Genomic DNA, 22,235 nt, shown 5'->3' with positions numbered 1-22,235 from the left:
TTCAGTCCCTCCGCGCGGCTGCGCCCGCAAGCTGCTGTGGGTCGTCGGCCGGCGCCTGCCCCGGATCGGCCGGGGTTTGGCCGGTGCCGTCGGGTGCCTGATCGGTGTCGCCGTCCGGCGGGGTCTCGCCGCCGTCCAGGGGCTTCTTGTCCGGTACGTACGGCTTGACGGCCGGTGCGTCGATGGAGCCGTCGGGCTCGATCTTGGGCAGCGACGTGCGCGGCTCGGGCAGCAGGGCCTTCTTCAGGTTCTGCCCGCCCTTGGCGTCGAGGCCGTACATCGCCTCGTAGATCTTGCGTACGGCGGGGCCCGAGGCCCCGGAGCCCGTACCACCCTGCGAGATCGTCATGACGATCGTGTAGTCCTCGGTGTACGAGGCGAACCACGAGGTCGTCTGCTTGCCGTAGACCTCGGCCGTACCCGTCTTGGCGTGCATCGGGATCTTGTCCTGCGGCCAGCCGCCGAACCGCCAGGCGGCCGAACCGGTGGTCGCCACTCCCGCGAGGGCCTTGTCCAGCTGGTCGCGGAGCTTGCGGTCGATCGGCAGTTTGCCGTGCGACCGGGGCTTGATCTCCTCGACGCTCTTGCCGTCGGGGCTGACGATCGCCTTGCCCACGCTCGGGTTGTACATCGTGCCGCCGTTGGCGATCGCCGAGTAGATCGTGGCCATCTGGATCGGGGTGACGAGTGTGTCGCCCTGGCCGATCGAGTAGTTGACCGCGTCACCGGCGCGCATCTTGTTGCCTTCGAGGCAGCCCTCGTACGCCAGTTGCTCGACGTACGTGCCGCCCTTCTTGCCCTGCTTGCACCAGCCGGCCTTGTTGGCCTCCCAGAAGTCCTGCTTCCAGGCGCGGTCCGGGATGCGGCCGGCGGTCTCGTTGGGGAGGTCGATACCGGTCTCCTTGGCGAGACCGAACTCCTTGGCGGTCTTGTAGAACCAGTCGTTGGCGCCCTTCTTGGGCTTGTTGCCGCCGTCCTTCTGCCACTCCTTGTGCGCGAGCCCGTAGAAGACGGTGTCGCAGGAGACCTCCAGGGCGCGGCCGAGGTCGATGCTGCCGTAGCCCTGGGACTCGAAGTTCTTGAAGACCTGGTTGCCGATCGAGTACGAACTGGGGCACGGATAGCTGCCGTTGAAGTCGTATCCGGCCCTGACCGCCGCCGTCGACGAGATGACCTTGAAGATCGAGCCGGGCGCGGCCTGCGACTGGATCCCCCGGTTCAGCAGCGGGAAGTTGGACTTCTTGCTGGTGAGCTTCGCGTAGTCCTTCGCGGAGATCCCGCCGACCCAGGCGTTGGGGTCGTACGTCGGCTGGGAGGCCATCGACACGACGCGGCCGGTCTTGGACTCCAGGACGACCACGGCGCCCGCGTCGGCCTTGTAGTTCTCGTTGGTGTTGCGGTCCATCTCCTTGCGCGCGGCCTTCATCGCCTCGTTCAGCTCGTACTCGGCGACCGCCTGCACCCGCGCGTCGATGGAGGTGATGACGTTGGAGCCCGGCTCGGCCTGGTCGCTCTTGGCCTGGCCGATGACCCGGCCGAGGTTGTCGACCTCGTAGCGGGTGACGCCCGCGTCGCCGCGCAGATACCTGTCGTACGTGCGCTCCAGACCGGAGCGGCCGACCTGGTCGGAGCGGAGGAACGGCGAGTCGGTGTCCTGCGCCTTGGTGATCTCCTCGTCGGTGACCGGCGAGAGATAACCCAGCACCTGGGCGGTGTTGGCCTTGCCCGGCGCGGCGTATCGGCGCACGGCGGTCGGTTCGGCGGTGATGCCGGGGAAGTCCTCGGCGCGCTCACGGATCTGGAGCGCCTGCTGGGTGGTGGCCTCGTCGGTGACGGGGATCGGCTGGTACGGCGAGCCGTTCCAGCAGGGCTGCGGGGTTTCGTTGTCGCAGAGCCTGACCTTGTCCTGGACGTCCTTGGGCTTCATGTCCAGGACGTCGGCGAGGCGGGTGAGGACCGCTTTCCCGCTGTCCTTCATCTTCATCAGCTCGGTGCGGCTGGCGGAGACGACGAGACGGGTCTGGTTGTCGGCGAGCGGCACTCCGCGCGAGTCGAGGATCGAGCCGCGGACGGCCGGCTGGACGACCTGCTGCACATGGTTGTTCTTGGCCTCGTCCGTGTACTCCTCGCCGTTGCGGACCTGGAGGTACCAGAGGCGTCCGCCGAGCGTGAGCAGGAGCGAGAAGACGAGGACCTGGATGACGACGAGCCGGATCTGGACCCTGGGCGTCCGTCCGGTCTCCGGAATGTTGCTCACAGTCGTTTGACCCCCTTGATCCGTCCGGCCCGTGCCGCGCGGGAGCGGGCCGTCCTGAGCCGCAGTCCGCCGCGCTGGTTCCCGATCTTCAGTCCGGTCCCCGCCGCCAGCCAGCCGGAGGCGACATCGCTGCCGCCGCCCGACTTCTCGGCGAGCGGGTCGTTCTCCGCGCGTCTGGCCAGCGCCATGATCAGCGGGACGGTGAACGGGGCGAGCAGCAGATCGTAGATGGCCGACGTGACGACCAGGTTGGTGAGGCCGACATGGCGGGCGGCGGTGTCACCGACGAGGGCGCCGACCCCCGCGTACAGCAGGGTCGTGGTGACGGCCGGGCCGACCACCACGACCATCGGGCCCAGCGCGGTGCGCAGTTGGCCGTTGTCGGGCTTGGCGAGCCCGGCGAGATAGCCGATCAGGCAGAGCACCAGCGCGTAGCGTCCCACGGCGTGGTCGGCGGGCGGCGCGAGGTCGGCGAGGAGCCCGGCGCCGAAGCCGATGAGCGCGCCGCTGGTGTGTCCGTAGACCAGGGCGAGCGCGACGACGACGAGGAGCAGCAGATCGGGTACGGCGCCGGGGAGTTGGAGGCGGGCGAGTACGGACACCTGGATGACCAGCGCGACCACGACCAGGGTGACGGAGAGCAGCGTCCGGTTGAAGCGCATGGGGATCAGCTCTACTCCTGCTCGTTGACCTGGCCGTCGCCGGGGGCGGCCTGGCCGCCTGGCGACGGGGTGACCGTGACGGTGACGGTCGGTGTGGGCTTGGGCTTTTCGGGCTTCTTCGGCAGGACCATGTCGCGCGGGTCCTCGCGGGGTGCCTGGACGACGACGCCGACGATGTCGAGCTTGCTGAAGCCGACGTACGGGCGTACGTAGATGTCGCGCGTGAGGTCGCCGCCGGCGGGGTCGACGCGGACGACCTGGCCGACCGGCACTCCGGGGACGAACGGCCGGTCCTTGCTGGATCCGAACGTGACCAGCCGGTCGCCGTTCTTCACCTTGGCCTTGCCGTTGAGGAGCTGGACGTTGAGCGGCTGGTCGCCCTGGCCGGTGGCGAAGCCCAGTTCGTCGGACTTCTCCATCCGGGTGCCGACCGTGAAGTCCGGGTCGTTGGCGAGCAGTACGGTCGCGGTGTTCGGCCCCACGGTGGTGACGCGGCCGACGAGCCCGTCGCCGTTCACCACGGTCATGTCGCGCTTGAGGCCGTCGTGGGCGCCCGCGTCGATGGTCACGGTCCAGGAGAAGCCCTGGGCCGCTCCTATGGCGATGACCTCGGCGGCCTTGATGCCGTACTGGCCCGCGCCCGCGGTCTTCAGGAGCTTGTCGAGCTCCGCCACGCGGCTGCGGTTGCGGTCGTCGCTGCCGAGCCGCTGCTTGAGCGCCGCGTTCTCCCGCTCCAGGGCGGTGACGCGGTCGTGCCGTTCACCGGAGTCCCGTACGGCGCCGATGGCGTTACCGACCGGGTCGACGGCTTTCGCGACCCCGTTCTGCACGGGCCCGAAGACCGTGGCAGCGGCCTGGCGGGCACCGTCGACGGGTGACGCCTCTCCCCCGCGGATATCCACCGTGATCAGTGCGAACGCGATGGCGATCAGCAGCACCAGGAGCAGCCGGCTCTCTCGTGTGTCCCTCACGTGCGGCGGCCGTGCCTTCCTCGTTGGAATGCCTCGTCGGAAAGTTCCGCGCGAATCACGGAATCCCCGGAAGGGATTCGTCGTAATTGGCACATCGGATAGGTCTTGATCGGATTGGCCTTGTCTGTATATCAACGATCCACCGGCGGCGACGCCGGCGTGCCATATGGGGTGTCCCCCGGGCCTGTTGGGACCCGGGGGATATGCACGCCCTTTTCATGATCCGCTTCATGATCCGCGGATCAGGCCGGCCGGCGATCCGTCATCTGCGTGGTGAGGCGTCCAGCACCTGCTGGAGAGCCTCGAACTCCTCGACACACTTGCCGGAGCCGAGAGCCACCGAATCCAGCGGGTCCTCGGCGATGTGGATCGGCATGCCGGTCTCCCGGCGCAGCCGCTCGTCGAGGCCGCGCAGCAGGGCGCCACCGCCGGTGAGGACGATGCCGCGGTCCATCACGTCGCCGGACAGCTCCGGCGGACACTTGTCGAGTGTGGTCTTCACCGCGTCCACGATGGCGTTGACCGGCTCCTCGATGGCCTTACGGACCTCGGCGGCCGAGATGACGACGGTCTTCGGCAGCCCCGACACCAGGTCGCGGCCGCGGATCTCGGTGTGCTCGTCCTTGTCGAGGTCGTAGGCCGAACCGATGGTGATCTTGATCTGTTCGGCGGTCCGCTCACCGAGGAGGAGCGAGTACTCCTTCTTGATGTGCTGGATGATCGCGTTGTCCAGTTCGTCACCGGCGACCCGGATCGACTGGGCGGTGACGATGCCGCCGAGCGAGATCACCGCGACCTCGGTGGTGCCGCCGCCGATGTCCACGACCATGTTGCCGGTCGCCTCGTGAACGGGCAGCCCCGAGCCGATGGCGGCGGCCATGGGCTCTTCGATGATGTGCACCTGGCGGGCACCCGCCTGGGTGGACGCCTCGATGACGGCGCGTCGCTCGACTCCCGTGATGCCCGAGGGCACACAGACGACGACCCGCGGGCGGGCCAGATAGCGGCGCTTGTGGATCTTGAGAATGAAGTAGCGCAACATGCGTTCGGTGATCTCGAAGTCGGCGATCACGCCGTCCTTCAGTGGCCGGACGGCAACGATGTTGCCCGGTGTCCGGCCGATCATCTTCTTCGCTTCGGAGCCGACCGCGAGGATGCCGCCCGTGTTGGTGTTGATGGCGACGACGGACGGCTCGTTGAGCACGATCCCCCGACCCCTGACGTACACCAGCGTGTTGGCGGTCCCGAGGTCGACAGCCATGTCACGGCCGATGAACGACATCTTGTTCCCCATGAGGATGCGTCTGGCCTTCCCAAATCGAGCATTGACGGCTTTTCAGGATGGCGAGGTGGATGCTGTGGCGTGGAGGCTTCCATCGTAGTGCCGCCCGCACGGACGCGGCGCGGCAGATCCACCTCTAATAAAGGTGACGATGTGTCGCAGCCATGCGTTCCCGATCTGGCTCCGCATATGCCGGGGGTGACCGAATTCCGTCGGTCGCCGTAGGAGCGCTCAGCGCTGTATGGCTGACGTGTGGTCAGGAAAGACCAGGGTAAGGGGTGTCTTTCAGTGCTCGGGAAAGAAAAGTTTCAGTTCCCGAATGGCGGACTCCTCCGAGTCCGAAGCGTGGATGAGGTTCTCCCGGACGATCGTGCCGAAGTCCCCCCGAATGGACCCCGGGGCCGCGGCGATCGGGTCAGTGGGACCCGCGAGGGTCCGTACGCCCTCGATGACGCGCTCGCCCTCGACGACCAGCGCGACGACCGGGCCCGACGCCATGAACTCGATCAGCGGCTCGTAGAAGGGCCGGCCCTTGTGCTCGCCGTAGTGCTGCTCCAGCGTGCTCCCGTCGAGCGTGCGCAGCTCCAGCGCGGTGATGCTCCAGCCGGCCTTGCGCTCGATACGGCCGATGATCTCTCCCACCAAAGCGCGGCGGACGGCGTCCGGCTTGAGGAGGACGAGAGTGCGCTGGGTCATGGTGTGCGGCTCCTTGCGGGCATTCGCTGCGGGCAAACGGGTGAAGTGGTGTGAGGCTACAGGTGCGCGGGGGCCGTGCCGTACCCGGTCCGGGTACGGCACGGCCCCGATCCCCGCCTACGTCTGCGGCTCCGCCGACGCCTGTGTGTCCGCCTGCTCCGCCCACCGGGCCTTCGCCTCGTCGATCTTGCGCCCGAAGTGCACCGAGGCCCACCACAGCAGACCGAAGAGCACCCCCAGGAAGAACATCACCGGCACCACGAAACCGCCCGCGATCAGCGCGATCTGGAACGCCCACCCGAGCCGCACCCCGCCCGGCCTGGTGACCATCCCGCACAGCAGCAGGGACACCAGCATCGCGATCCCGCAGACCGTCCACACGGCCGTCATCGACAGGTCGTCCGACTTCATGGCGACGAGCCCGGCGAAGCCGATCACGAAGAACTCGCCGATCAGCGTCGACGCGCAGAGCGTACGCATGCGATCAGCCCTTTCCCAGAAGCAGCCGGGCCTCGCCGACCGTGATCACCGAACCGGTCACCAGCACCCCGGCGCCCGCGTACTCGTCGTCCTCCTCGGCGAGCGTGATCGCCGCCTCCAGCGCGTCGTCCAGCCGGGGCTCCACCTGCACGCGGTCGTCGCCGAACAGCTCGACGGCGACGGCCGCCAGCTCGTCCACGCCCATCGCCCGGTCGCTCGAATTCTCAGTGACGACGATCTCCGCGAGGACCGGCTCCAGCGCTTCGAGCAGCCCGCGCACGTCCTTGCCGGCGCTCGCGCCGACCACCCCGATCAGTCTGCTGAAGCCGAAGGACTCGCCGATCGCCGCCGCGACGGCCCGCGCGCCCGCCGGATTGTGCGCCGCGTCCAGAACGACCGTCGGCGAGCGCCGTACGACCTCAAGACGGCCCGGCGAGAGAACGGAGGCGAACGCCGCGCGCACCGTGTCCAGGTCCATGGGGCGGGCGTGCTCGGCGCCGACCCCGAAGAACGCCTCGACCGCCGCCAGCGCCACCACGGCGTTGTGCGCCTGGTGGGCGCCGTGCAGCGGGAGGAAGACCTGCTCGTACTCACCGCCGAGACCGCGCAGCGTCAGCATCTGCCCGCCGACCGCGACCTCGCGCGAGACGATGCCGAACTCCATGCCCTCGCGCGCCACCGTCGCGTCCACGTCGACGGCCTTCTTCAGCATCACCTGCGCCGCGTCCACCGGCTGCCGCGCCAGCACGACCGTCGCACCCTGCTTGATGATCCCGGCCTTCTCCACGGCGATCTCGCCCGGCGTGGAGCCGAGCCGGTCGGTGTGGTCCAGGTCGATCGGGGTGACGACGGCGACGGTGGCGTCGATCACGTTCGTCGCGTCCCAGCTGCCGCCCATGCCGACCTCGACCACCGCGACGTCCACCGGGGCGTCCGCGAAGGCCGCGTACGCCATGCCGGTGAGCACCTCGAAGAACGACAGCCGGTAGTCCTGCGCGCCGTCCACCATGTCGACGTACGGCTTGATGTCCTCGTACGTCTCGATGAACCGGTCCGCGGTGATCGGTTCGCCGTCGAGGCTGATCCGCTCGGTGACCGACGAGACGTGCGGGCTGGTGTAGCGGCCGGTGCGCAGGTCGAACGCGCCGAGCAGCGCCTCGATCATGCGGGCCGTGGACGTCTTGCCGTTGGTGCCGGTGATGTGGATCGACGGATACGCCCGCTGGGGGTCCCCGAGCACGTCCATCAGTGCCTCGATGCGCGCGACCGACGGCTCCAGCTTGGTCTCGCCCCAGCGGCCGGCCAGCTCCTGCTCGACGGCGCGCAGCGCCTTGTCGACCTCGGGGTCGGCGGGCCGGGACGGGACGCCGTCACCCTGCGGGGGGCCCGCCTGGGCGCGCAGCGTGCGGCTCCCGGCCTCGATCACGGCGAGGTCGGGGTCGCGGGTTGTCTCGGCGCGGACGATGTCGTCGAAATCGTCGTCGTGCTCGCCGGGCTGGTCTGGCTGGTCGGGCTGGTGCTCGCTCACGGGGCCAGTCTACGGAGCGGGTACGACACGTATGCCGCCCCGCCCCGTCGACCGGTACGGACCCCCGCTCTCAGCTCTCCGGGAGAGCCGCGAGCTGCGCCGTGATCCGCTCGATGTCCGCCTCCGCCTTGGAGAGCCGGCCGCGGATCTTGTCGACCACGTTGTCCGGGGCCTTCGCCAGGAACGCCTCGTTGCCGAGCTTGGCCGTGGCCTGCTGCTTCTCCTTCTCGGCCGCGTCCCGGTCCTTCGTCAGGCGCTTGCGCTCCGCCGGGACGTCGATCGTGCCGGACAGGTCGAGCGCGACCGTGGCGCCCGCGACCGGCAGGGTCGCGGTCGCCTGGAAGGCGTCGCCCTCCGCCTGGAGACGCAGCAGCTGCCGGATGGCCGCCTCGTGCGCGGCGAGCGGCGTGGCGGACAGGTCGAGCCGGCCCGGGACCTTCTGCCCCGGCTTGAGTCCCTGGTCCGCCTGGAAGCGGCGGACCTCGGTGACCACCTGCTGGACGTGCTCGATCTCACGCTCGGCACCCTGGTCGCGGAAGCCCGAGTCGGCCGGCCAGTCGGCGACGACCACCGACTCCTTGCCGGTGAGCGTGGTCCACAGCGTCTCGGTGACGAAGGGGACGATCGGGTGGAGCAGACGCAGGGTGACGTCCAGAACCTCGCCGAGGACCCGCCCGGACACCTTGGCCTGCTCGCCGCCCGCGAAGAACGTCGTCTTGGACAGCTCGACGTACCAGTCGAAGACCTCGTCCCACGCGAAGTGGAAGAGGGCGTCGCTGAGTTTGGCGAACTGGTAGTCCTCGTAGAGCGCGTCGACCTGGGCGACGGTCTCGTTCAGCCGGGAGAGGATCCAGCGGTCCGCGGCGGACATCTGTGAGGCGTCGGGCAGCGGTCCTTCGACCGTCGCGCCGTTCATCATGGCGAAACGGGTGGCGTTCCAGACCTTGTTGGCGAAGTTGCGGGAGCCCTGGACCCAGTCCTCGCCGATGGGGACGTCCACACCGGGGTTGGCGCCCCGCGCGAGGGTGAAGCGGACCGCGTCGGCGCCGTACCTGTCCATCCAGTCCAGCGGATCGACCGCGTTGCCGAAGGACTTCGACATCTTCTTGCCGAACTGGTCGCGGACCATGCCGTGCAGGGCGATGGTGTGGAACGGCGGGGTGCCGTCCATCGCGTACAGGCCGAACATCATCATCCGCGCGACCCAGAAGAACAGGATGTCGTAGCCGGTGACCAGGACCGAGTTCGGATAGAACTTCTCCAGGCTCGGGGTCTGTTCGGGCCAGCCGAGTGTGGAGAACGGCCACAGGCCGGACGAGAACCAGGTGTCCAGGACGTCGGTGTCCTGGTGCCAGCCCTCACCGGTCGGCGGCTCCTCGTTCGGGCCGACGCAGACACTCTCGCCGTCCGGGCCGTGCCAGATCGGGATCCGGTGGCCCCACCACAACTGCCGTGAGATGTTCCAGTCGTTGAGATTGTCCATCCACGCGAAGTAGCGCGGCTCCATCTCCTTGGGGTGGATCGTGACGCGGCCGTCGCGGACGGCGTCGCCGGCCGCCTTGGCGAGCGTGGCGACCTTGACCCACCACTGGAGCGAGAGGCGGGGCTCGACGGTCGTCTTGCAGCGCGAGCAGTGGCCCACGGAGTGGACGTACGGCCGCTTCTCGGCGACGATCCGGCCCTCGGCGCGCAGCGCCGCGACGATGGCGGAGCGGGCCTCGTAGCGGTCGAGTCCCTGGAAGGGGCCGGGGGCCGTGATGACGGCCCGTTCGTCCATGACCGTGATGTTCGGCAGGTCGTGGCGGCTGCCGATCTCGAAGTCGTTCGGGTCGTGGGCGGGGGTGACCTTGACGGCGCCCGTGCCGAACTCGGGGTCGACGTGGGTGTCCGCGACGACCGGGATCGTACGGTCGGTGAGCGGCAGCTTGATCCGCTTGCCGACCAGGTGCGCGTAGCGCGGGTCGTCGGGGTGGACGGCGACGGCGGTGTCACCCAGCATCGTCTCGGCGCGGGTGGTGGCGACGACGAGCGTCTCGTCACCGTCCCCGTACTTGATGGAGACCAACTCGCCGTTGTCGTCCTGGTATTCGACCTCGATGTCGGAGATGGCGGTCAGACAGCGCGGGCACCAGTTGATGATGCGCTCGGCGCGGTAGATCAGCCCGTCGTCGAAGAGCCGCTTGAAGATGGTCTGGACGGCGTCGGACAGCCCGTCGTCCATCGTGAACCGCTCACGGGACCAGGCGACGCCGTCGCCGAGTCGGCGCATCTGCCCGGAGATCTGCCCGCCGGACTCTTCCTTCCACTGCCAGACCCGCTCGACGAACGCCTCGCGCCCCAGGTCGTGCCGGGACTTGCCCTCCTTCGCCAGCTCCCGCTCCACGACGTTCTGCGTGGCGATACCGGCGTGGTCCATGCCGGGCTGCCACAGCGTCTCGTAACCCTGCATGCGCTTGCGGCGGGTCAGGGCGTCGATGATCGTGTGCTCGAAGGCATGGCCGAGGTGCAGGCTGCCGGTGACGTTCGGCGGCGGAATGACGATGGTGTACGGAGGCTTCCCGCTCTTCTCGTCAGCCTCGAAGTAGCCGCGTTCTACCCAGCGCTCGTACAGTTTCCCCTCCACCTCGGCCGGCGCGTACTGGGTCGGCAGTTCAGGGTTGGCTGCGGGCTGCGCTTGAGAGTTCTCGGTCACAGCCACAGTTTAGAGGCGTCACAGCTCTGCACTGAAACGGGATAGTTCGGTAACGGTGCGCCCCCCGATGGTCCATGTCGCCGGTACTTCAGTCAGGATGTCGGATACGCATAAGCATCTGGAGGGGACAGAGCACATGAGCTACAACCAGCCGGGCCCGTACGGTGGGCAGCAGCCGCAGGGCCAGCCCGGACCGTACGGACAGCAGCCGCCGCAGGGCCAGCCCGGCTACGGGTACCCTCAGCAGCCGCCGCAGGGTGAGCCCGCGTACGGCTACCCGCAGCAGCCGCCGCAGGGTGAGCAGCCCGGATACGGCTACCCGCAGCAGGCGCCGCAGGGAGTCCCCCAGCAGGGCTACGGCCAGCCGCAGCAGCCGGGCCCGTACGGCGGAGCCCCCGGCTTCCCGCCGCCGGAGGGTGGCACACCGAAGAAGAAGACGGGCCTGATCATCGGCTCGGTCGTCGTGGCACTCGCGGTGATCGGTGGTGGGGCGTACTTCCTGGTGGGCGGAGGCAGCAGCGATGTCGCCGACGACGGCGCGCACAAGCTGACCACGCCCGCCACGGTGATCGACGGGGAGTACAAGAAGAGCGAGGACTCCGGCTCCGACAGCGGCGGCATGTCCAAGGACGACCTCAAGGACGCCGAGAAGTGGGGGGTCAAGAACCCCAAGGACGTGGCCGCCCAGTACGAGTCGGGTGACGCCGAGAAGAACCCGTTCGAAGCGAAGTTGCTCGTCTTCGCGGGTGTCTGGGGCGAGGTCGAGAACCCGGACAAGGCTGTCGACGGCATGTTCAACTACATGAAGTCGCAGTCCGAGAAGGAGAAGGGCGGTGACACTCCCACATTCGAGGGAGAAGCCAAGTCCTTCAAGCCCGAGGGGCTCGACGGCGCGGTCATGAAGTGCCAGATGGCCAAGATGAAGATGGCCGAGGGCGAGGGCCCCTCGGAGATGAACTTCCCGATCTGCATCTGGGGTGACTACAGCACGCTGGGCTTCGCCATGCCGGTCGACATGGCGACCGCGCTGGCCGGCAAGGGCGGCTCACTCGAGGACGCCGCGAAGACAACCGCCAAGCTGCGCAACGACGTTCGCGTCAAGGTCTGAAGCGGTCGCTCGAAACGACAGGGGCGCCCGGCCGGTTGAACCAACCGGCCGGGCGCCCCTCTTCGTACGTATGCGTGTGGCGTGACGTGTGACGCCGTTACGCGGACTTCTCGTGGCGGCCGTCGTTCTTCACGATCCGCGGCTCGCGCGGGACCAGCGTCGGGTTCACGTTGTTGCGCACGACGTCCGCCGTGATGACCACCCGGGCCACGTCCTTGCGGGACGGGACCTCGTACATCACCGACTGGAGGACTTCCTCCAGGATCGCGCGCAGACCGCGGGCGCCCGTGCCGCGCAGGATCGCCTGGTCGGCGATGGCTTCGAGCGCCGGAAGGTCGAAGTCCAGCTCCACACCGTCGAGTTCGAACAGCCGCTGGTACTGCTTCACCAGCGCGTTGCGCGGCTCGACCAGGATCTTGAGGAGCGCCTCACGGTCCAGGTTGTGCACCGAGGTCAGGACCGGCAGACGGCCGATGAACTCGGGAATCATCCCGAACTTCACCAGGTCCTCCGGCATGACCTCCTGGAACTGGTCGCTCTCCTCGATCTCGCGCTTGGAGCGGATCGTCGCGCCGAAGCCGATGCCCTTGGCACCGGCCCGTGACTCGATGATCTTCTCCAGGCCCGCGAACGCGCCGCCCACGATGAACAGCACGTTCGTCGTGTCGATCTGGATGAACTCCTGGTGCGGGTGCTTACGTCCGCCCTGCGGCGGGACCGAGGCCGTCGTGCCCTCAAGGATCTTCAGCAGGGCCTGCTGGACGCCCTCGCCGGAGACATCGCGGGTGATCGACGGGTTCTCGCTCTTGCGGGCGACCTTGTCGATCTCGTCGATGTAGATGATCCCGGTCTCGGCCTTCTTGACGTCGTAGTCGGCCGCCTGGATCAGCTTCAGCAGAATGTTCTCGACGTCCTCGCCGACATAGCCGGCCTCCGTCAGCGCCGTCGCGTCCGCGATCGCGAACGGTACGTTCAGCATCCGGGCCAGCGTCTGGGCGAGGAGCGTCTTGCCGGAGCCCGTGGGGCCCAGCAGCAGGATGTTGGACTTGGCGAGCTCGATCGCGTCGTCACGGCTCGTGCCGCCGCCGTTCTCGCCGGCCTGCACGCGCTTGTAGTGGTTGTACACCGCCACCGAGAGGGCCTTCTTCGCGGGCGCCTGCCCGACGACGTACCCCTCAAGGAACTCGTAGATCTCCCGCGGCTTGGGCAGTTCCTCCCACCGCACCTCGGAGGTCTCGGCCAGCTCCTCCTCGATGATCTCGTTGCAGAGGTCGATGCACTCGTCGCAGATATAGACCCCGGGACCTGCGATGAGCTTCTTCACCTGCTTCTGGCTCTTCCCGCAGAACGAGCACTTGAGCAGGTCGCCGCCATCACCGATGCGTGCCACGAGGTGCTTCCCCTTCGCCTGGGAGCAGCCTGGTTCAGCGGCTCCTGTGCCTCATACCCGACGGTACCTTGCCTGGCCCCCCGTACGGGCCCCCCTTGGCGCGGTTCAGGCGCACGTGCGACCACCAGGGCCGCGCCAAGGGCACCGGACGGGTCTAGGTCGTGTCTGACAAATCCCGCCTGGCGTGCGACGCCCGGCACGCACGCTCGCCGCGTTGTCGGACCCGCCCGAGTACGTCCAGTACGCGGGCGATCCTCCGCCTCGCGATCGCACGCACCGGACGCCGCACGCCCCGCCCTGCGGGCGGACGGCGCCATTTGTCAGACACGACCTAGGCCGCTGCCGCCGCCGTGGTCTTACGGGTCGAGACGATCTGGTCGACCAGACCGTACGCCAGAGCGTCGTCGGCGGTCAGGATCTTGTCGCGCTCGATGTCGTCGCGGACCTTCTCGATCGGCGTCGTGGAGTGCTTGGCCAGCATGTCCTCAAGCTGCGCGCGCATGCGCAGGATCTCGTTGGCCGCGATCTCCAGGTCGGAGAGCTGCTCGCGGCCGGTCTGGCTGGACGGCTGGTGGATCAGGACGCGGGCGTTCGGCAGGGCCAGGCGCTTGCCCGCCGTGCCGGCCGCCAGCAGGACCGCGGCCGCGGAGGCGGCCTGTCCCATGCAGACCGTCTGGATGTCCGGCTTCACGAACTGCATCGTGTCGTAGATGGCGGTGAGGGCCGTCATCGAGCCGCCGGGGCTGTTGATGTAGATCGAGATGTCACGGTCGGGGTCCATGGACTCCAGGCACAGCAGCTGCGCCATGACGTCGTTGGCCGACGCGTCGTCGATCTGGACACCGAGGAAGATCACGCGCTCCTCGAAGAGCTTCGCGTACGGGTCGTACTCGCGTACGCCCTGCGAGGTGCGCTCCACGAAGCGCGGGATGACATAGCGGTTGTCCACCTGAGGGCCGGTGTAGAGGCCGCTCGCAGAGGCGCCGGGGTAGTTGTTCATCTGGGTGTTCACCATCCTGGTGGCGTTCGATGGGCTGACGTGGCCGGGCCGGGGCGTGCTGCTCACCCGCTCAGGCGCCGGTGCCGCCGCCGCCCGGAACACCCGAAGCAGCGGAGATGATCTCGTCGATGATGCCGTAGGACACGGCCTCCTCGGCGGTGAACCAGCGGTCGCGGTCACCGTCGCGGATGATGGTCTCCTCGGTCTGACCCGTGTGGCGGGCGGTGATCTCGGCCATGCGCTTCTTCGTACGGAGCAGCTGCTCGGCCTGGATCTTGATGTCGGAGGCGGTGCCGCCGAGGCCCGCGGAGCCCTGGTGCATGAGGATGTCGGTGTTGGGCAGCGCGAAGCGCTTGCCGGCGGTGCCGCCGGTCAGCAGGAACTGGCCCATGGAGGCCGCCATGCCCATACCGATGGTGATCACGTCGTTCGGGATGTACTGCATGGTGTCGTAGACCGCCATGCCCGCCGTGACGGAACCACCGGGGCTGTTGATGTAGAGGTAGATGTCCTTGTCCGGCTCGGCCGCGAGGAGAAGGAGTTGCGCGGTGATCTTGTTGGCGATGTCGTCGTCGACCTGCTGGCCGAGGAAGATGATCCGCTCACCGAGCAGTCGGCTGTAGACCTGGTCGCCGAGGCCACCACCGAGGGACGGCTCACCGGCGGCGTAAGGCATCAGATTCGTCACGTATCCACCTGCTCGTCTCTGACGGCTCCGGCCGTCTCAGCGTCTTTCGTTCCGGGGGACGGGGGAGACCCCAGCCCTCGTATTCATGGACCCTAACGCGCTGGTCGGCGGGCGCCATCCCGCTTCCTGGACTGTTCGCTGGCAGCGCAAGGTAGTTGGGTCGTCGCAGGGGGCGGGGGAACGGAACGGGCCCCGGGCGCGAGTCGCGTCCCGGGGCCCGGAGATCCGGACGAGCGAGGGCGCTCAGCCCTCGTTCTTCGCGTCGGCCTTGGCGTCCGCCTTCGCGTCCGCTGCTTCCGCGGGCGCGTCGGCCTCGTCGGAGGACGCCTCGGCGGCGTCGACCGTCTCGGCGGTCGCGTCCTCCTCGTCGTCCTCCAGGTCCACGACCTCACCGTTGGTGTCCGTGACCTTGGCGGCCTCGACCACCACGGCGAGCGCCTTGCCGCGGGCGACCTCGCCGACGAGCATCGGCACCTGACCGCCTTCGACGACGGCCTGCGCGAACTGGTCGGGCGACATGCCGGAGGACTGCGCGCGACGCATGAGGTGCTCGGTGAGCTCCTCCTGGTTCACGTTCAGCTTCTCCTTGTTGACCAGCTCGTCGAGGATGAACTGGGTCTTGATGCCCTTGACCGCCTGCTCCTTGGTCTCCTCGTCGAACTCCTCCTCCGTCTTGCCCTGGATCTCCAGGTACTTCGGAAGGTCGAGGCCCATCTGACCGAGCTGGTGGTGCTCCAGGTTGTGCTTGCGGGTCTTGATCTCGTCCTCGAGAAGCTTCTCGGGGATCGGGACCTCGGTGAGCTTCAGCAGCTCGTCCAGGACGCGCTCCTGGGCCTGGGTGGCCTGGTCGTACTGCTTCATGCTGCCGAGGCGCTTGCGGCTGTCGGCCTTCAGCTCGTCCAGGGTGTCGAACTCGCTCGCCATCTGCGCGAACTCGTCGTCCAGCTCGGGCAGCTCGCGGGAGGCGACCAGGGTGACCTTGACGGCGACCTCGGCGTCCTTGCCCTCGGCGGTGCCGCCCTTCAGCTGGGAGGTGAAGGTGGCCTCGCCACCGGCCTCCAGGCCGGTCACGGCCTCGTCGATGCCTTCGAGCAGCTCGCCGGAGCCGATGGTGTACTGCACGTCGCTCGCGACGCCGTCCTCCAGGACCTCGCCGTCGACCTTGGCCTCAAGGTCGATCGTCACGACGTCACCCTCGGCGGCGGCGCGCTCGACGGGGTTGGTGGAGGCGAAGCGCTCGCGCAGCTCGTCGACCGACTTGTCCACGTCCTCGTCGGACACGTCGACCGCGTCGACGGTGACCTCGATACCGGAGTAGTCCGGGACCTCGATGACGGGACGGATGTCGACCTCGGCGGTGAAGGACAGCAGTTCGCCGTCCTTCAGCTCCTTGATGTCGACCTCGGGCTGCCCCAGGACATTGAGCTCGCCCTCGTTGACGGCCTCCGTGTAGAACTTCGGAAGGGCGTCGTTGACGGCCTCCTCCAGCACAGCTCCACGGCCGAACCGCTGGTCGATGACGCGGGCCGGGATCTTGCCCTTACGGAAGCCCTTCACCGTGACCTGGTCGTTGATCTTCTTGTACGCCGCGTCGAGGCTGTCCTTGAGCTCCTCGAAGGGCACCTCGACAGTGAGCCGAACCCGGGTCGGGTTCAGGGTCTCCACGGCGCTCTTCACGGTTTCGGTCTCCTTGGTGGCTGATTCTGGGGTTCTGCCGCACCCGCCGTGAACTCCGGCGGACCAGCGGATTCGGCCCGGTTCTGCACGGTCTCTTCAGACACATGGGCACGCAGCTTGCATAGTAGCCGCAAGCAGGATGAGGCCCACAACGCGATCATGAACGGGCACATGTACTGATGGTCGGGGTGGCCGGATTCGAACCGACGACCTTCCGCTCCCAAAGCGGACGCGCTACCAAGCTGCGCCACACCCCGTCGGTGCGACACGTAGGGTACATGCCCACGGGCGGTACGCCGGACGTATTAAGCGCCGAGGACGCGGTGTGCGTGGGACGCCACCGACCCGCTACGATGTTTCCCGTGCCGGAGTCCTTGTGACCTGCGGCGCGTGCGGGCGTAGCTCAATGGTAGAGCCCTAGTCTTCCAAACTAGCTACGCGGGTTCGATTCCCGTCGCCCGCTCCATATGACTCAGGGCCAGGCCGGAGGTTGATCCTCCGGCCTGGCCCTGAGTCGTTGCCCTGCCGTGCCGTCAGATGACGACCTTCGTTCCCTCGGGGACCTGGAGGCAGGGGGAGCCGAGGTCGACGGTGATCATGGATGGATCGTCACTACGTCCGCGCCGGTCCAGGAGTGTGATAACCAGCGAGTATCTCTTCTTCGTTGCTGTGGCGGTGAGTTCGAGGCTCTTCGCGCGACTGGAGTTGGGACCGTAGCTTTCGATCTTCCAGCCTTGCGCGGGAAGTTCGCCCTTGAGCCGAAGCATCGCCTTTTCCATGTCTGGCACAGATACGCCGTACAGGCTCCATGGGTGAACCAGCGAGTAGAACTTGTCGAAGTCCCTGTCACCGCACGGCGTAGGCGTGGGGCCGGCGTCGGATGTTTTGCCCGGCAGATCGATGATGCTCCTGATCTGGTCGGCAAAGGTCACCGCGTCGGCTCGCGCGACGTCCACTTCTCGCGTCTCGGGGTTATCTTCAGAGCCATTCATTCCTGAACATCCTGTGATTCCGGCGGCAATTGATGTCACGAGCATTGCTATCGCCACACGCCTAGTCAAGCGTCACCTCGTCGTATTTCCCAGTGATCACTAGAGCCTGATTCCTCAGACTCAAGGATCCACCCTCCCAGTAGCCACTGTGATCCGCGGTGTCGGTACGCATGATGTTGGCGCCGAATTCGCGATCGGTGGGGACGTTGCCGTCGCCCCCGAGACCGACCAGGCCTCCCCCTGTAGGCACTTGATCGACACTGAAGGAACCTGCCATCGCCCATACGTGTCCCTTGTCCACGTCAAGGTTGTCCGCATGGCCCGTCTGCATGCCGGGGCTGCCCGCGACCACGATGTCGTCCGCGGCGAGGTCACCATGTTTCGATGCCTCACCGATGGCGGTGCTGCCATAGCTGTGCCCGACGATCGTGGTGTGACTGCTGTCGGGGCCGCCCTGGGCTTGCTGAACGCCGCTCATGAACTGGTTGAGAGCGGGAGCCGCCTTCTGGGCGTATTCGGGGTCGGTGGCCTCCGGAATAAGGTCACCGTCCATGATCGGAACCGCAGACCTGGGGGTTTCGTAGTCGAGCCAGGTGATGGTGGAAATCTCTTTCTCAGGGGAAAGCCGCTGACTCGATGACCAAAGGGTCTCACCCCGTGACAGGTCACCACCAATATTGGGAAGACCGGCTCCGGTCCCCGGCACATACACGGCCGTATGATCCGCCGTATCCGGGTTGCCGTTCGCGATGATGACGCGGCCGTCCCCCGCCCCTACGGGGTCGAAACCCAGAAGGTAAGCCTGCGGAAGAATTTGTTCACCAGGTCTTGGGGACGTACCGGTGCGGTCGAAGCGCTCCTCGATCTTCCCCATGCCATTGAGAGATTCCTCCAAGAACTCGATCCGCTCCTCCCCTCCGGTCTTGTCCTCCCATTCTTCGTACTCAATTGTGGTGCCGGACGTCGGAGGCTGGTACTTCATGGGCATCTTCGGGAACGAGTCCAGTTCCTGCTGGAACTTGGCCCTCTTCTCCTCCAGTACCGTGCGGTTGGCATCGTCGCGGACATCGCTCGGCAGTCCGTCGAGTGCGCCCACCGAGGCGGGATAGAGCGCGGTGTATCCGGCCCGTTCGTCGGCGGTGAGTCCTTTCCACCATTTGGCGTTCTCCGCAGGGGACTTGCCGTCCGGGAGGTCGTTCACGCTGAGGTAGCCGCCCGAGGCCTTTCGCATCGCGAGGGTGTCGTTGTGGGCGTCGGCCCAGTCCTTGTCCGAGACGGTGAGGTCGTTGTGAGCCTTGAGCCGCTGCAACTGGGGGGCCCATTTCTGGTCCGCCCTCGTCGCTTGATCGAGCGCGTCACCGATGCGGTCGGCGAAGCCCTGGGCCTTCTTACGCTTGAAGTCCGCGTCTTCCTTGACCTCACCGAACGTCGCTTCCCAGTGCACCGATCCATCGTCCCGGACCGTGAAGCCGGCGCTGACAGCGTCGTCCATCGCGTCGTTCAGCTTCCGCTGCGCCGAGCGCAACTCGCCGGCGAAGCCGTTCAACGCCAAGGTGATCAGGCCGCATTCGACCTGCGCGTAGTGGAAGTTGTCGCTCAGCCGCCCCAGCCGCTTCAGGGCGGCTGTCAGCGCCACGCCCTTCAACTCACCACCGCGCATCTGGACCATGGCCTGGTCGGTGATGCGGTCCTTGGCCGCATGGGCCGCCTTGCCGACCGCCTGATAGCCGTCGGCGGCCTGCTCGAACTCGGCGGGCTTCACATCCCGTAACGTGCTGAGGTTCGTCATGTCGGGTCATCGCCCCCCGGTGGACGGGTGGCCGCCGCCTGGCACCGGCTCCTCGGGCTTGGTCACCTGCTGGTTGAACGCCTCCCTGATGGCCTGGTCGTTCTTGTAGAGGTCGTTGCCCACGTGCCGCAACTTCCCCGCGACTTCGCCGCACTCGCGGCCGACCAGGTTCAGGTAGCGCCGCCAGGTCTGGTAGACCCCGGTCTGCGCCGAGCCGGTCACGAATCCCGTGACCGTGTTGTCGCTCCCTCCGAGTCCGGCCTGTCCGTCGTCGAGCTTGACCGTCGCCTTTTTGAGGTCGCCCCGCAGCTCGGCGATGCTCGTCGCCGCTCTGCTCCAGGCGGCCTTCGAGGTCTTGAGGTCACCGTCGCCCGAGCCGCCGCCGTCACCCGCGGCGGCCAGGTTCATCCTGGTCGCGGCCTCCGCCTTGAGCTGGGCCCACTCCTCATCGAATGTCACAAATGCCTCCCCGTGTCCCCGTATCCGCTGCTACTCGTCCAGCGGTGACGGGAGTTCACCGGCCGCCGAACGAGCTACGTCACGATCACAGCGCGTGTGTTCGGGGACAGCAAGACGGCTCGCCCGGGAAGGAGCAAGCCGTCTCATGTGGCGCCTGGCGTCGGGAGTGGCTAGAAGTTGATCTGGTTGATCGTGTCCGCCAGCGAGTCGAGGAACCTGTTCACCGACGGCGCCATGTCCGTGGACGCCAGGAAGAAGCCGAACAGGATCGCGACCACGGCCGGGCCGCCCTTCAGGGAGCCGCCGCGGATCAGTACCACGAGGACGATCGCCAACAGCAGCACCACAGACAGTGAAATGGCCACAACTGATCACACCCTCGGTCGGTCCGCCTTGCCGGCCGCGGGAGTTCACGGCCTCACACATCCCGCTCCCTCCATCGTGCCACCAACTGCCCCTCAGGTGTTGGCCCGTGACGAATCGCCGAGGTAAGGAACACGCCAATCGGACGGCGGGTGCGCCGGGCGGGCGGGCGGTCACGCCCGGGGCGGGTGGTAAAAGCGGGCGGTAATTCGGCGTGATCATTTCGCTGGACACACAGCTTCTTCACAGCAAATTGCGAGGCGGCTCCCAGATATCTCCGCAGGGAATTCACTCGCAGTCACGTTGAGGGCAATACCCTGATGATATGCCCCATTTAAGGGGGATTAACAGGGTCATATCTATCGGTGGGCGACTGTTTCGGTGTCCAACACCCCGATTGCACGGGACGTTTTACTCATCGCATTGCGCGGCGCTATGGTTAATCAGATGTCCCACGCTCCGCACGGATATGAGAGGGCCCCGCTCCCCCGCACGCGGGAGTTGGATCCCGTCCCCCCAACGGCATCGACCACATCGGCCGCTGTGGCCGAAACCCCTGTACGGACCCCTCAGGATTCCGCGAAGTCGACGCCCCCCACGGCCAAGACGTCCACGAAGCGAGACGCGTTCTTCGACAACGCGAAGTACCTGGCCATCGTGCTGGTGGCCATGGGCCACGCCTGGGAGCCGGTGATGGAGGGCAGCCGGGCGACGAAGGCGCTCTACATGGTCGTCTACTCGTTCCACATGCCGGCCTTCATCATCATCTCCGGCTACTTCTCCCGGAGTTACACCGGCCGCCCGCACCAGATCCGACGGTTGCTGACCGGGATCGCCGTCCCGTACATCGTCTTCGAGGTGGCGTACTCGCTCTTCAAGCGGGCCACGAACGACCCGGGTCACCCGGTCAGTCTGCTCGACCCCTGGTATCTCACCTGGTTCCTGGCCGCGTTGTTCGTCTGGCGGCTGACCACCCCGATCTGGCTGTCGCTGCGCCATCCCCTGCTGGTCGCCCTCGGTATCGCCGCGCTCGCCTCCTTCACGCCGAACATCGGCGAAGACCTCAACCTCCAGCGCGTGTTGCAGTTCCTGCCGCTGTTCGTGCTGGGGCTCGTCCTCAAGCCCGAGCACTTCCAGCTGGTCCGCCGGCGTGAGGTGAAGCTGCTGGCCGTGCCGGTGTTCGTGGGCGCGCTCGCCTTCGCGTACTGGGCGGCCGTCCGGATGCAGAACGCGTGGTTCTACCACAACAGCGCGGCGCAGGATCAGGGGGCGCCGTGGTGGATGGGCGTCGTCATGACCTTCGCGCTGTTCGGCTGCTCGGTGGTGCTGACGGCCGCGTTCCTGGCGTGGGTGCCGCGCCGCAAGATGTGGTTCACGGCGCTCGGCGCGGGCACGATCTGCGGCTATCTGCTGCACGGTTTCCTGGTCAAGGGCGCGGTGTACAGCGGGATATTCGACACCAACGTCTGGCTGACCGAGCCGGCCGGCCGGGTCTTCCTGACGCTGCTCGCGGGCATCGCGATGACGCTGCTGTGCACACCGCCGGTGCGGCGGTTCCTCCGCTTCACGATGGAGCCCGAGATGACGTGGGCGTTCCGGCAGGACCCGGTGCGGGACCCGGTGCGGGACCCGGCTGGGGATGCCGCTCGGGATTCGGCGTCACGCGCCGGGCAGGCCAAGTAGCCGCCGCACCTCCGCGTATTTCTCGGTGAGCCTGATCCGGGTCGCCTCGTCCAGCACGGCGAGGCGGCCCGGATCCGCGTTGTGCGCCAAGTCCGCCTCCTTGACGAGCAGCGCGCCCGGTGTGGCCAGTACGCGACGGGTGTACGCCTCGGTGTCCTCGCCCCGCACCTTCGTCACGGCCAGGACCATGTCCTTGACCGCCCGGGGCAGCGCGGCGGCGTCGAGCCAGGCACGAGAGAGCGCGTCGTCCTCGACGGAGTCGTGCAGCCAGGCCGCCGCGATCTGCTCGTCCGAGCCGCCGCGCGCCCTGACCCCGTCGGCGACCGCCCGGAGGTGTTCCGCGTAGGGCCGGCCGGCCTTGTCGGTCTGGGTGGCGTGGGCCTGACGGGCGATCAACTCCACGTCGGCCAGGCTGAGATGCGTCATGTGTCCGCCTCCAGGCGTTCGATGCGTGTGCGACGTGTGCTTGATGTGTGGTGAGTCAAAAGTTGCAGAATAAATCGTTTGGTAAACTAATT

Annotated in this window: 19 protein-coding genes and 2 tRNA genes; 3 read left to right on the top strand and 18 right to left on the bottom strand. The window is 67.4% G+C overall.

What is annotated here, in order from left to right; translation table 11 throughout:
- Position 1: 1 nt before the first annotated feature.
- The 8 genes from mrdA to OG700_RS27480 all read right to left on the bottom strand — a co-directional run bounded on the left by mrdA (position 2) and on the right by OG700_RS27480 (position 10,568).
- Positions 2-2,257 carry a penicillin-binding protein 2 gene (gene mrdA / locus OG700_RS27515; RefSeq protein WP_405618084.1) on the bottom strand — a complete coding sequence of 752 codons (2,256 nt, stop codon included), beginning with the start codon at positions 2,255-2,257 and terminating at the stop codon, positions 2-4.
- The gene (mreD, locus tag OG700_RS27510; protein ID WP_405618082.1) at positions 2,254-2,919 is read right to left on the bottom strand and encodes a rod shape-determining protein MreD; all 666 of its coding nucleotides are present in this window, start codon (positions 2,917-2,919) and stop codon (positions 2,254-2,256) included. Before mreD ends, mrdA begins: the two co-directional genes overlap by 4 nt.
- Positions 2,920-2,930: 11 nt before the next feature.
- On the bottom strand, positions 2,931-3,890 hold the full coding sequence (gene mreC, locus OG700_RS27505; RefSeq protein ID WP_405618080.1) for a rod shape-determining protein MreC: 960 nt from the start codon (positions 3,888-3,890) through the stop codon (positions 2,931-2,933).
- Positions 3,891-4,152: 262 nt separating this feature from the next.
- The gene (locus OG700_RS27500; RefSeq protein ID WP_331916554.1) at positions 4,153-5,172 is read right to left on the bottom strand and encodes a rod shape-determining protein; all 1,020 of its coding nucleotides are present in this window, start codon (positions 5,170-5,172) and stop codon (positions 4,153-4,155) included.
- 285 nt (positions 5,173-5,457) lie between these two features.
- Positions 5,458-5,868, bottom strand: coding sequence for a nucleoside-diphosphate kinase (gene ndk, locus OG700_RS27495; protein WP_405618078.1), 411 nt, complete (start codon positions 5,866-5,868; stop codon positions 5,458-5,460).
- A gap of 117 nt (positions 5,869-5,985) precedes the next feature.
- Positions 5,986-6,348 (bottom strand): DUF4233 domain-containing protein, encoded by a 363-nt coding sequence (locus OG700_RS27490; RefSeq protein WP_405618076.1) that lies wholly within the window; start codon positions 6,346-6,348, stop codon positions 5,986-5,988.
- Positions 6,349-6,352: 4 nt separating this feature from the next.
- Positions 6,353-7,876 carry a bifunctional folylpolyglutamate synthase/dihydrofolate synthase gene (locus OG700_RS27485; RefSeq protein ID WP_405618073.1) on the bottom strand — a complete coding sequence of 508 codons (1,524 nt, stop codon included), beginning with the start codon at positions 7,874-7,876 and terminating at the stop codon, positions 6,353-6,355.
- Between the two features lie 70 nt (positions 7,877-7,946).
- Positions 7,947-10,568 carry a valine--tRNA ligase gene (locus OG700_RS27480; protein ID WP_405618071.1) on the bottom strand — a complete coding sequence of 874 codons (2,622 nt, stop codon included), beginning with the start codon at positions 10,566-10,568 and terminating at the stop codon, positions 7,947-7,949.
- A 136-nt stretch (positions 10,569-10,704) separates the two neighbouring features.
- Between OG700_RS27480 and OG700_RS27475 the strand changes: the two genes are divergently transcribed.
- Positions 10,705-11,676 (top strand): hypothetical protein, encoded by a 972-nt coding sequence (locus tag OG700_RS27475; protein ID WP_405618069.1) that lies wholly within the window; start codon positions 10,705-10,707, stop codon positions 11,674-11,676.
- A gap of 97 nt (positions 11,677-11,773) precedes the next feature.
- Here the strand turns inward: OG700_RS27475 and clpX are convergent, their stop codons facing one another.
- From clpX to OG700_RS27450, 5 genes are all read right to left on the bottom strand, one after another.
- Positions 11,774-13,066, bottom strand: a complete 1,293-nt coding sequence (clpX, locus tag OG700_RS27470) for an ATP-dependent Clp protease ATP-binding subunit ClpX (protein ID WP_405618067.1) — start codon at positions 13,064-13,066, stop codon at positions 11,774-11,776.
- Positions 13,067-13,397: 331 nt separating this feature from the next.
- A complete protein-coding gene (locus tag OG700_RS27465; RefSeq protein WP_405622011.1) occupies positions 13,398-14,081 on the bottom strand; it encodes an ATP-dependent Clp protease proteolytic subunit in 684 nt (227 codons plus the stop codon).
- 55 nt (positions 14,082-14,136) lie between these two features.
- Entirely contained in the window at positions 14,137-14,742 is a 606-nt protein-coding gene (locus OG700_RS27460; protein ID WP_405622009.1) for an ATP-dependent Clp protease proteolytic subunit, read from the bottom strand.
- 255 nt (positions 14,743-14,997) lie between these two features.
- Positions 14,998-16,431, bottom strand: coding sequence for a trigger factor (tig, locus tag OG700_RS27455; RefSeq protein WP_405618065.1), 1,434 nt, complete (start codon positions 16,429-16,431; stop codon positions 14,998-15,000).
- 180 nt (positions 16,432-16,611) lie between these two features.
- Positions 16,612-16,688 (bottom strand) — tRNA-Pro (locus tag OG700_RS27450).
- A 135-nt stretch (positions 16,689-16,823) separates the two neighbouring features.
- Here OG700_RS27450 and OG700_RS27445 point away from each other — a divergent pair.
- Positions 16,824-16,897: transfer RNA gene (locus OG700_RS27445), tRNA-Gly, on the top strand.
- Positions 16,898-16,964: 67 nt separating this feature from the next.
- Here the strand turns inward: OG700_RS27445 and OG700_RS27440 are convergent.
- From OG700_RS27440 to OG700_RS27425, 4 genes are all read right to left on the bottom strand, one after another.
- On the bottom strand, positions 16,965-17,480 hold the full coding sequence (locus OG700_RS27440) for a hypothetical protein (protein WP_405618062.1): 516 nt from the start codon (positions 17,478-17,480) through the stop codon (positions 16,965-16,967).
- A 4-nt stretch (positions 17,481-17,484) separates the two neighbouring features.
- Positions 17,485-19,212 carry an alpha/beta hydrolase gene (locus OG700_RS27435; protein WP_405618060.1) on the bottom strand — a complete coding sequence of 576 codons (1,728 nt, stop codon included), beginning with the start codon at positions 19,210-19,212 and terminating at the stop codon, positions 17,485-17,487.
- Positions 19,213-19,218: 6 nt separating this feature from the next.
- Positions 19,219-19,671 carry a hypothetical protein gene (locus OG700_RS27430; protein ID WP_405618057.1) on the bottom strand — a complete coding sequence of 151 codons (453 nt, stop codon included), beginning with the start codon at positions 19,669-19,671 and terminating at the stop codon, positions 19,219-19,221.
- A gap of 170 nt (positions 19,672-19,841) precedes the next feature.
- Positions 19,842-20,036: a hypothetical protein gene (locus OG700_RS27425; RefSeq protein WP_405618055.1), complete on the bottom strand. Its 195-nt coding sequence runs from the start codon at positions 20,034-20,036 to the stop codon at positions 19,842-19,844.
- 445 nt (positions 20,037-20,481) lie between these two features.
- Between OG700_RS27425 and OG700_RS27420 the strand changes: the two genes are divergently transcribed.
- The gene (locus OG700_RS27420; protein WP_405618053.1) at positions 20,482-21,717 is read left to right on the top strand and encodes an acyltransferase family protein; all 1,236 of its coding nucleotides are present in this window, start codon (positions 20,482-20,484) and stop codon (positions 21,715-21,717) included.
- On the opposite strand, the gene OG700_RS27415 is transcribed toward OG700_RS27420, so the two are convergent.
- Positions 21,694-22,143 carry an HD domain-containing protein gene (locus OG700_RS27415; RefSeq protein WP_405618051.1) on the bottom strand — a complete coding sequence of 150 codons (450 nt, stop codon included), beginning with the start codon at positions 22,141-22,143 and terminating at the stop codon, positions 21,694-21,696. The two genes, OG700_RS27420 and OG700_RS27415, sit on opposite strands and share 24 nt — an antisense overlap.
- Between the last annotated feature and the right edge of the window lie 92 nt (positions 22,144-22,235).

Origin of the sequence: Streptomyces sp. NBC_01508 (genome assembly GCF_045040315.1) — a bacterium.
GTDB lineage: Bacteria > Actinomycetota > Actinomycetes > Streptomycetales > Streptomycetaceae > Streptomyces.
This window is presented reverse-complemented; position numbering and strand designations above follow the sequence as displayed.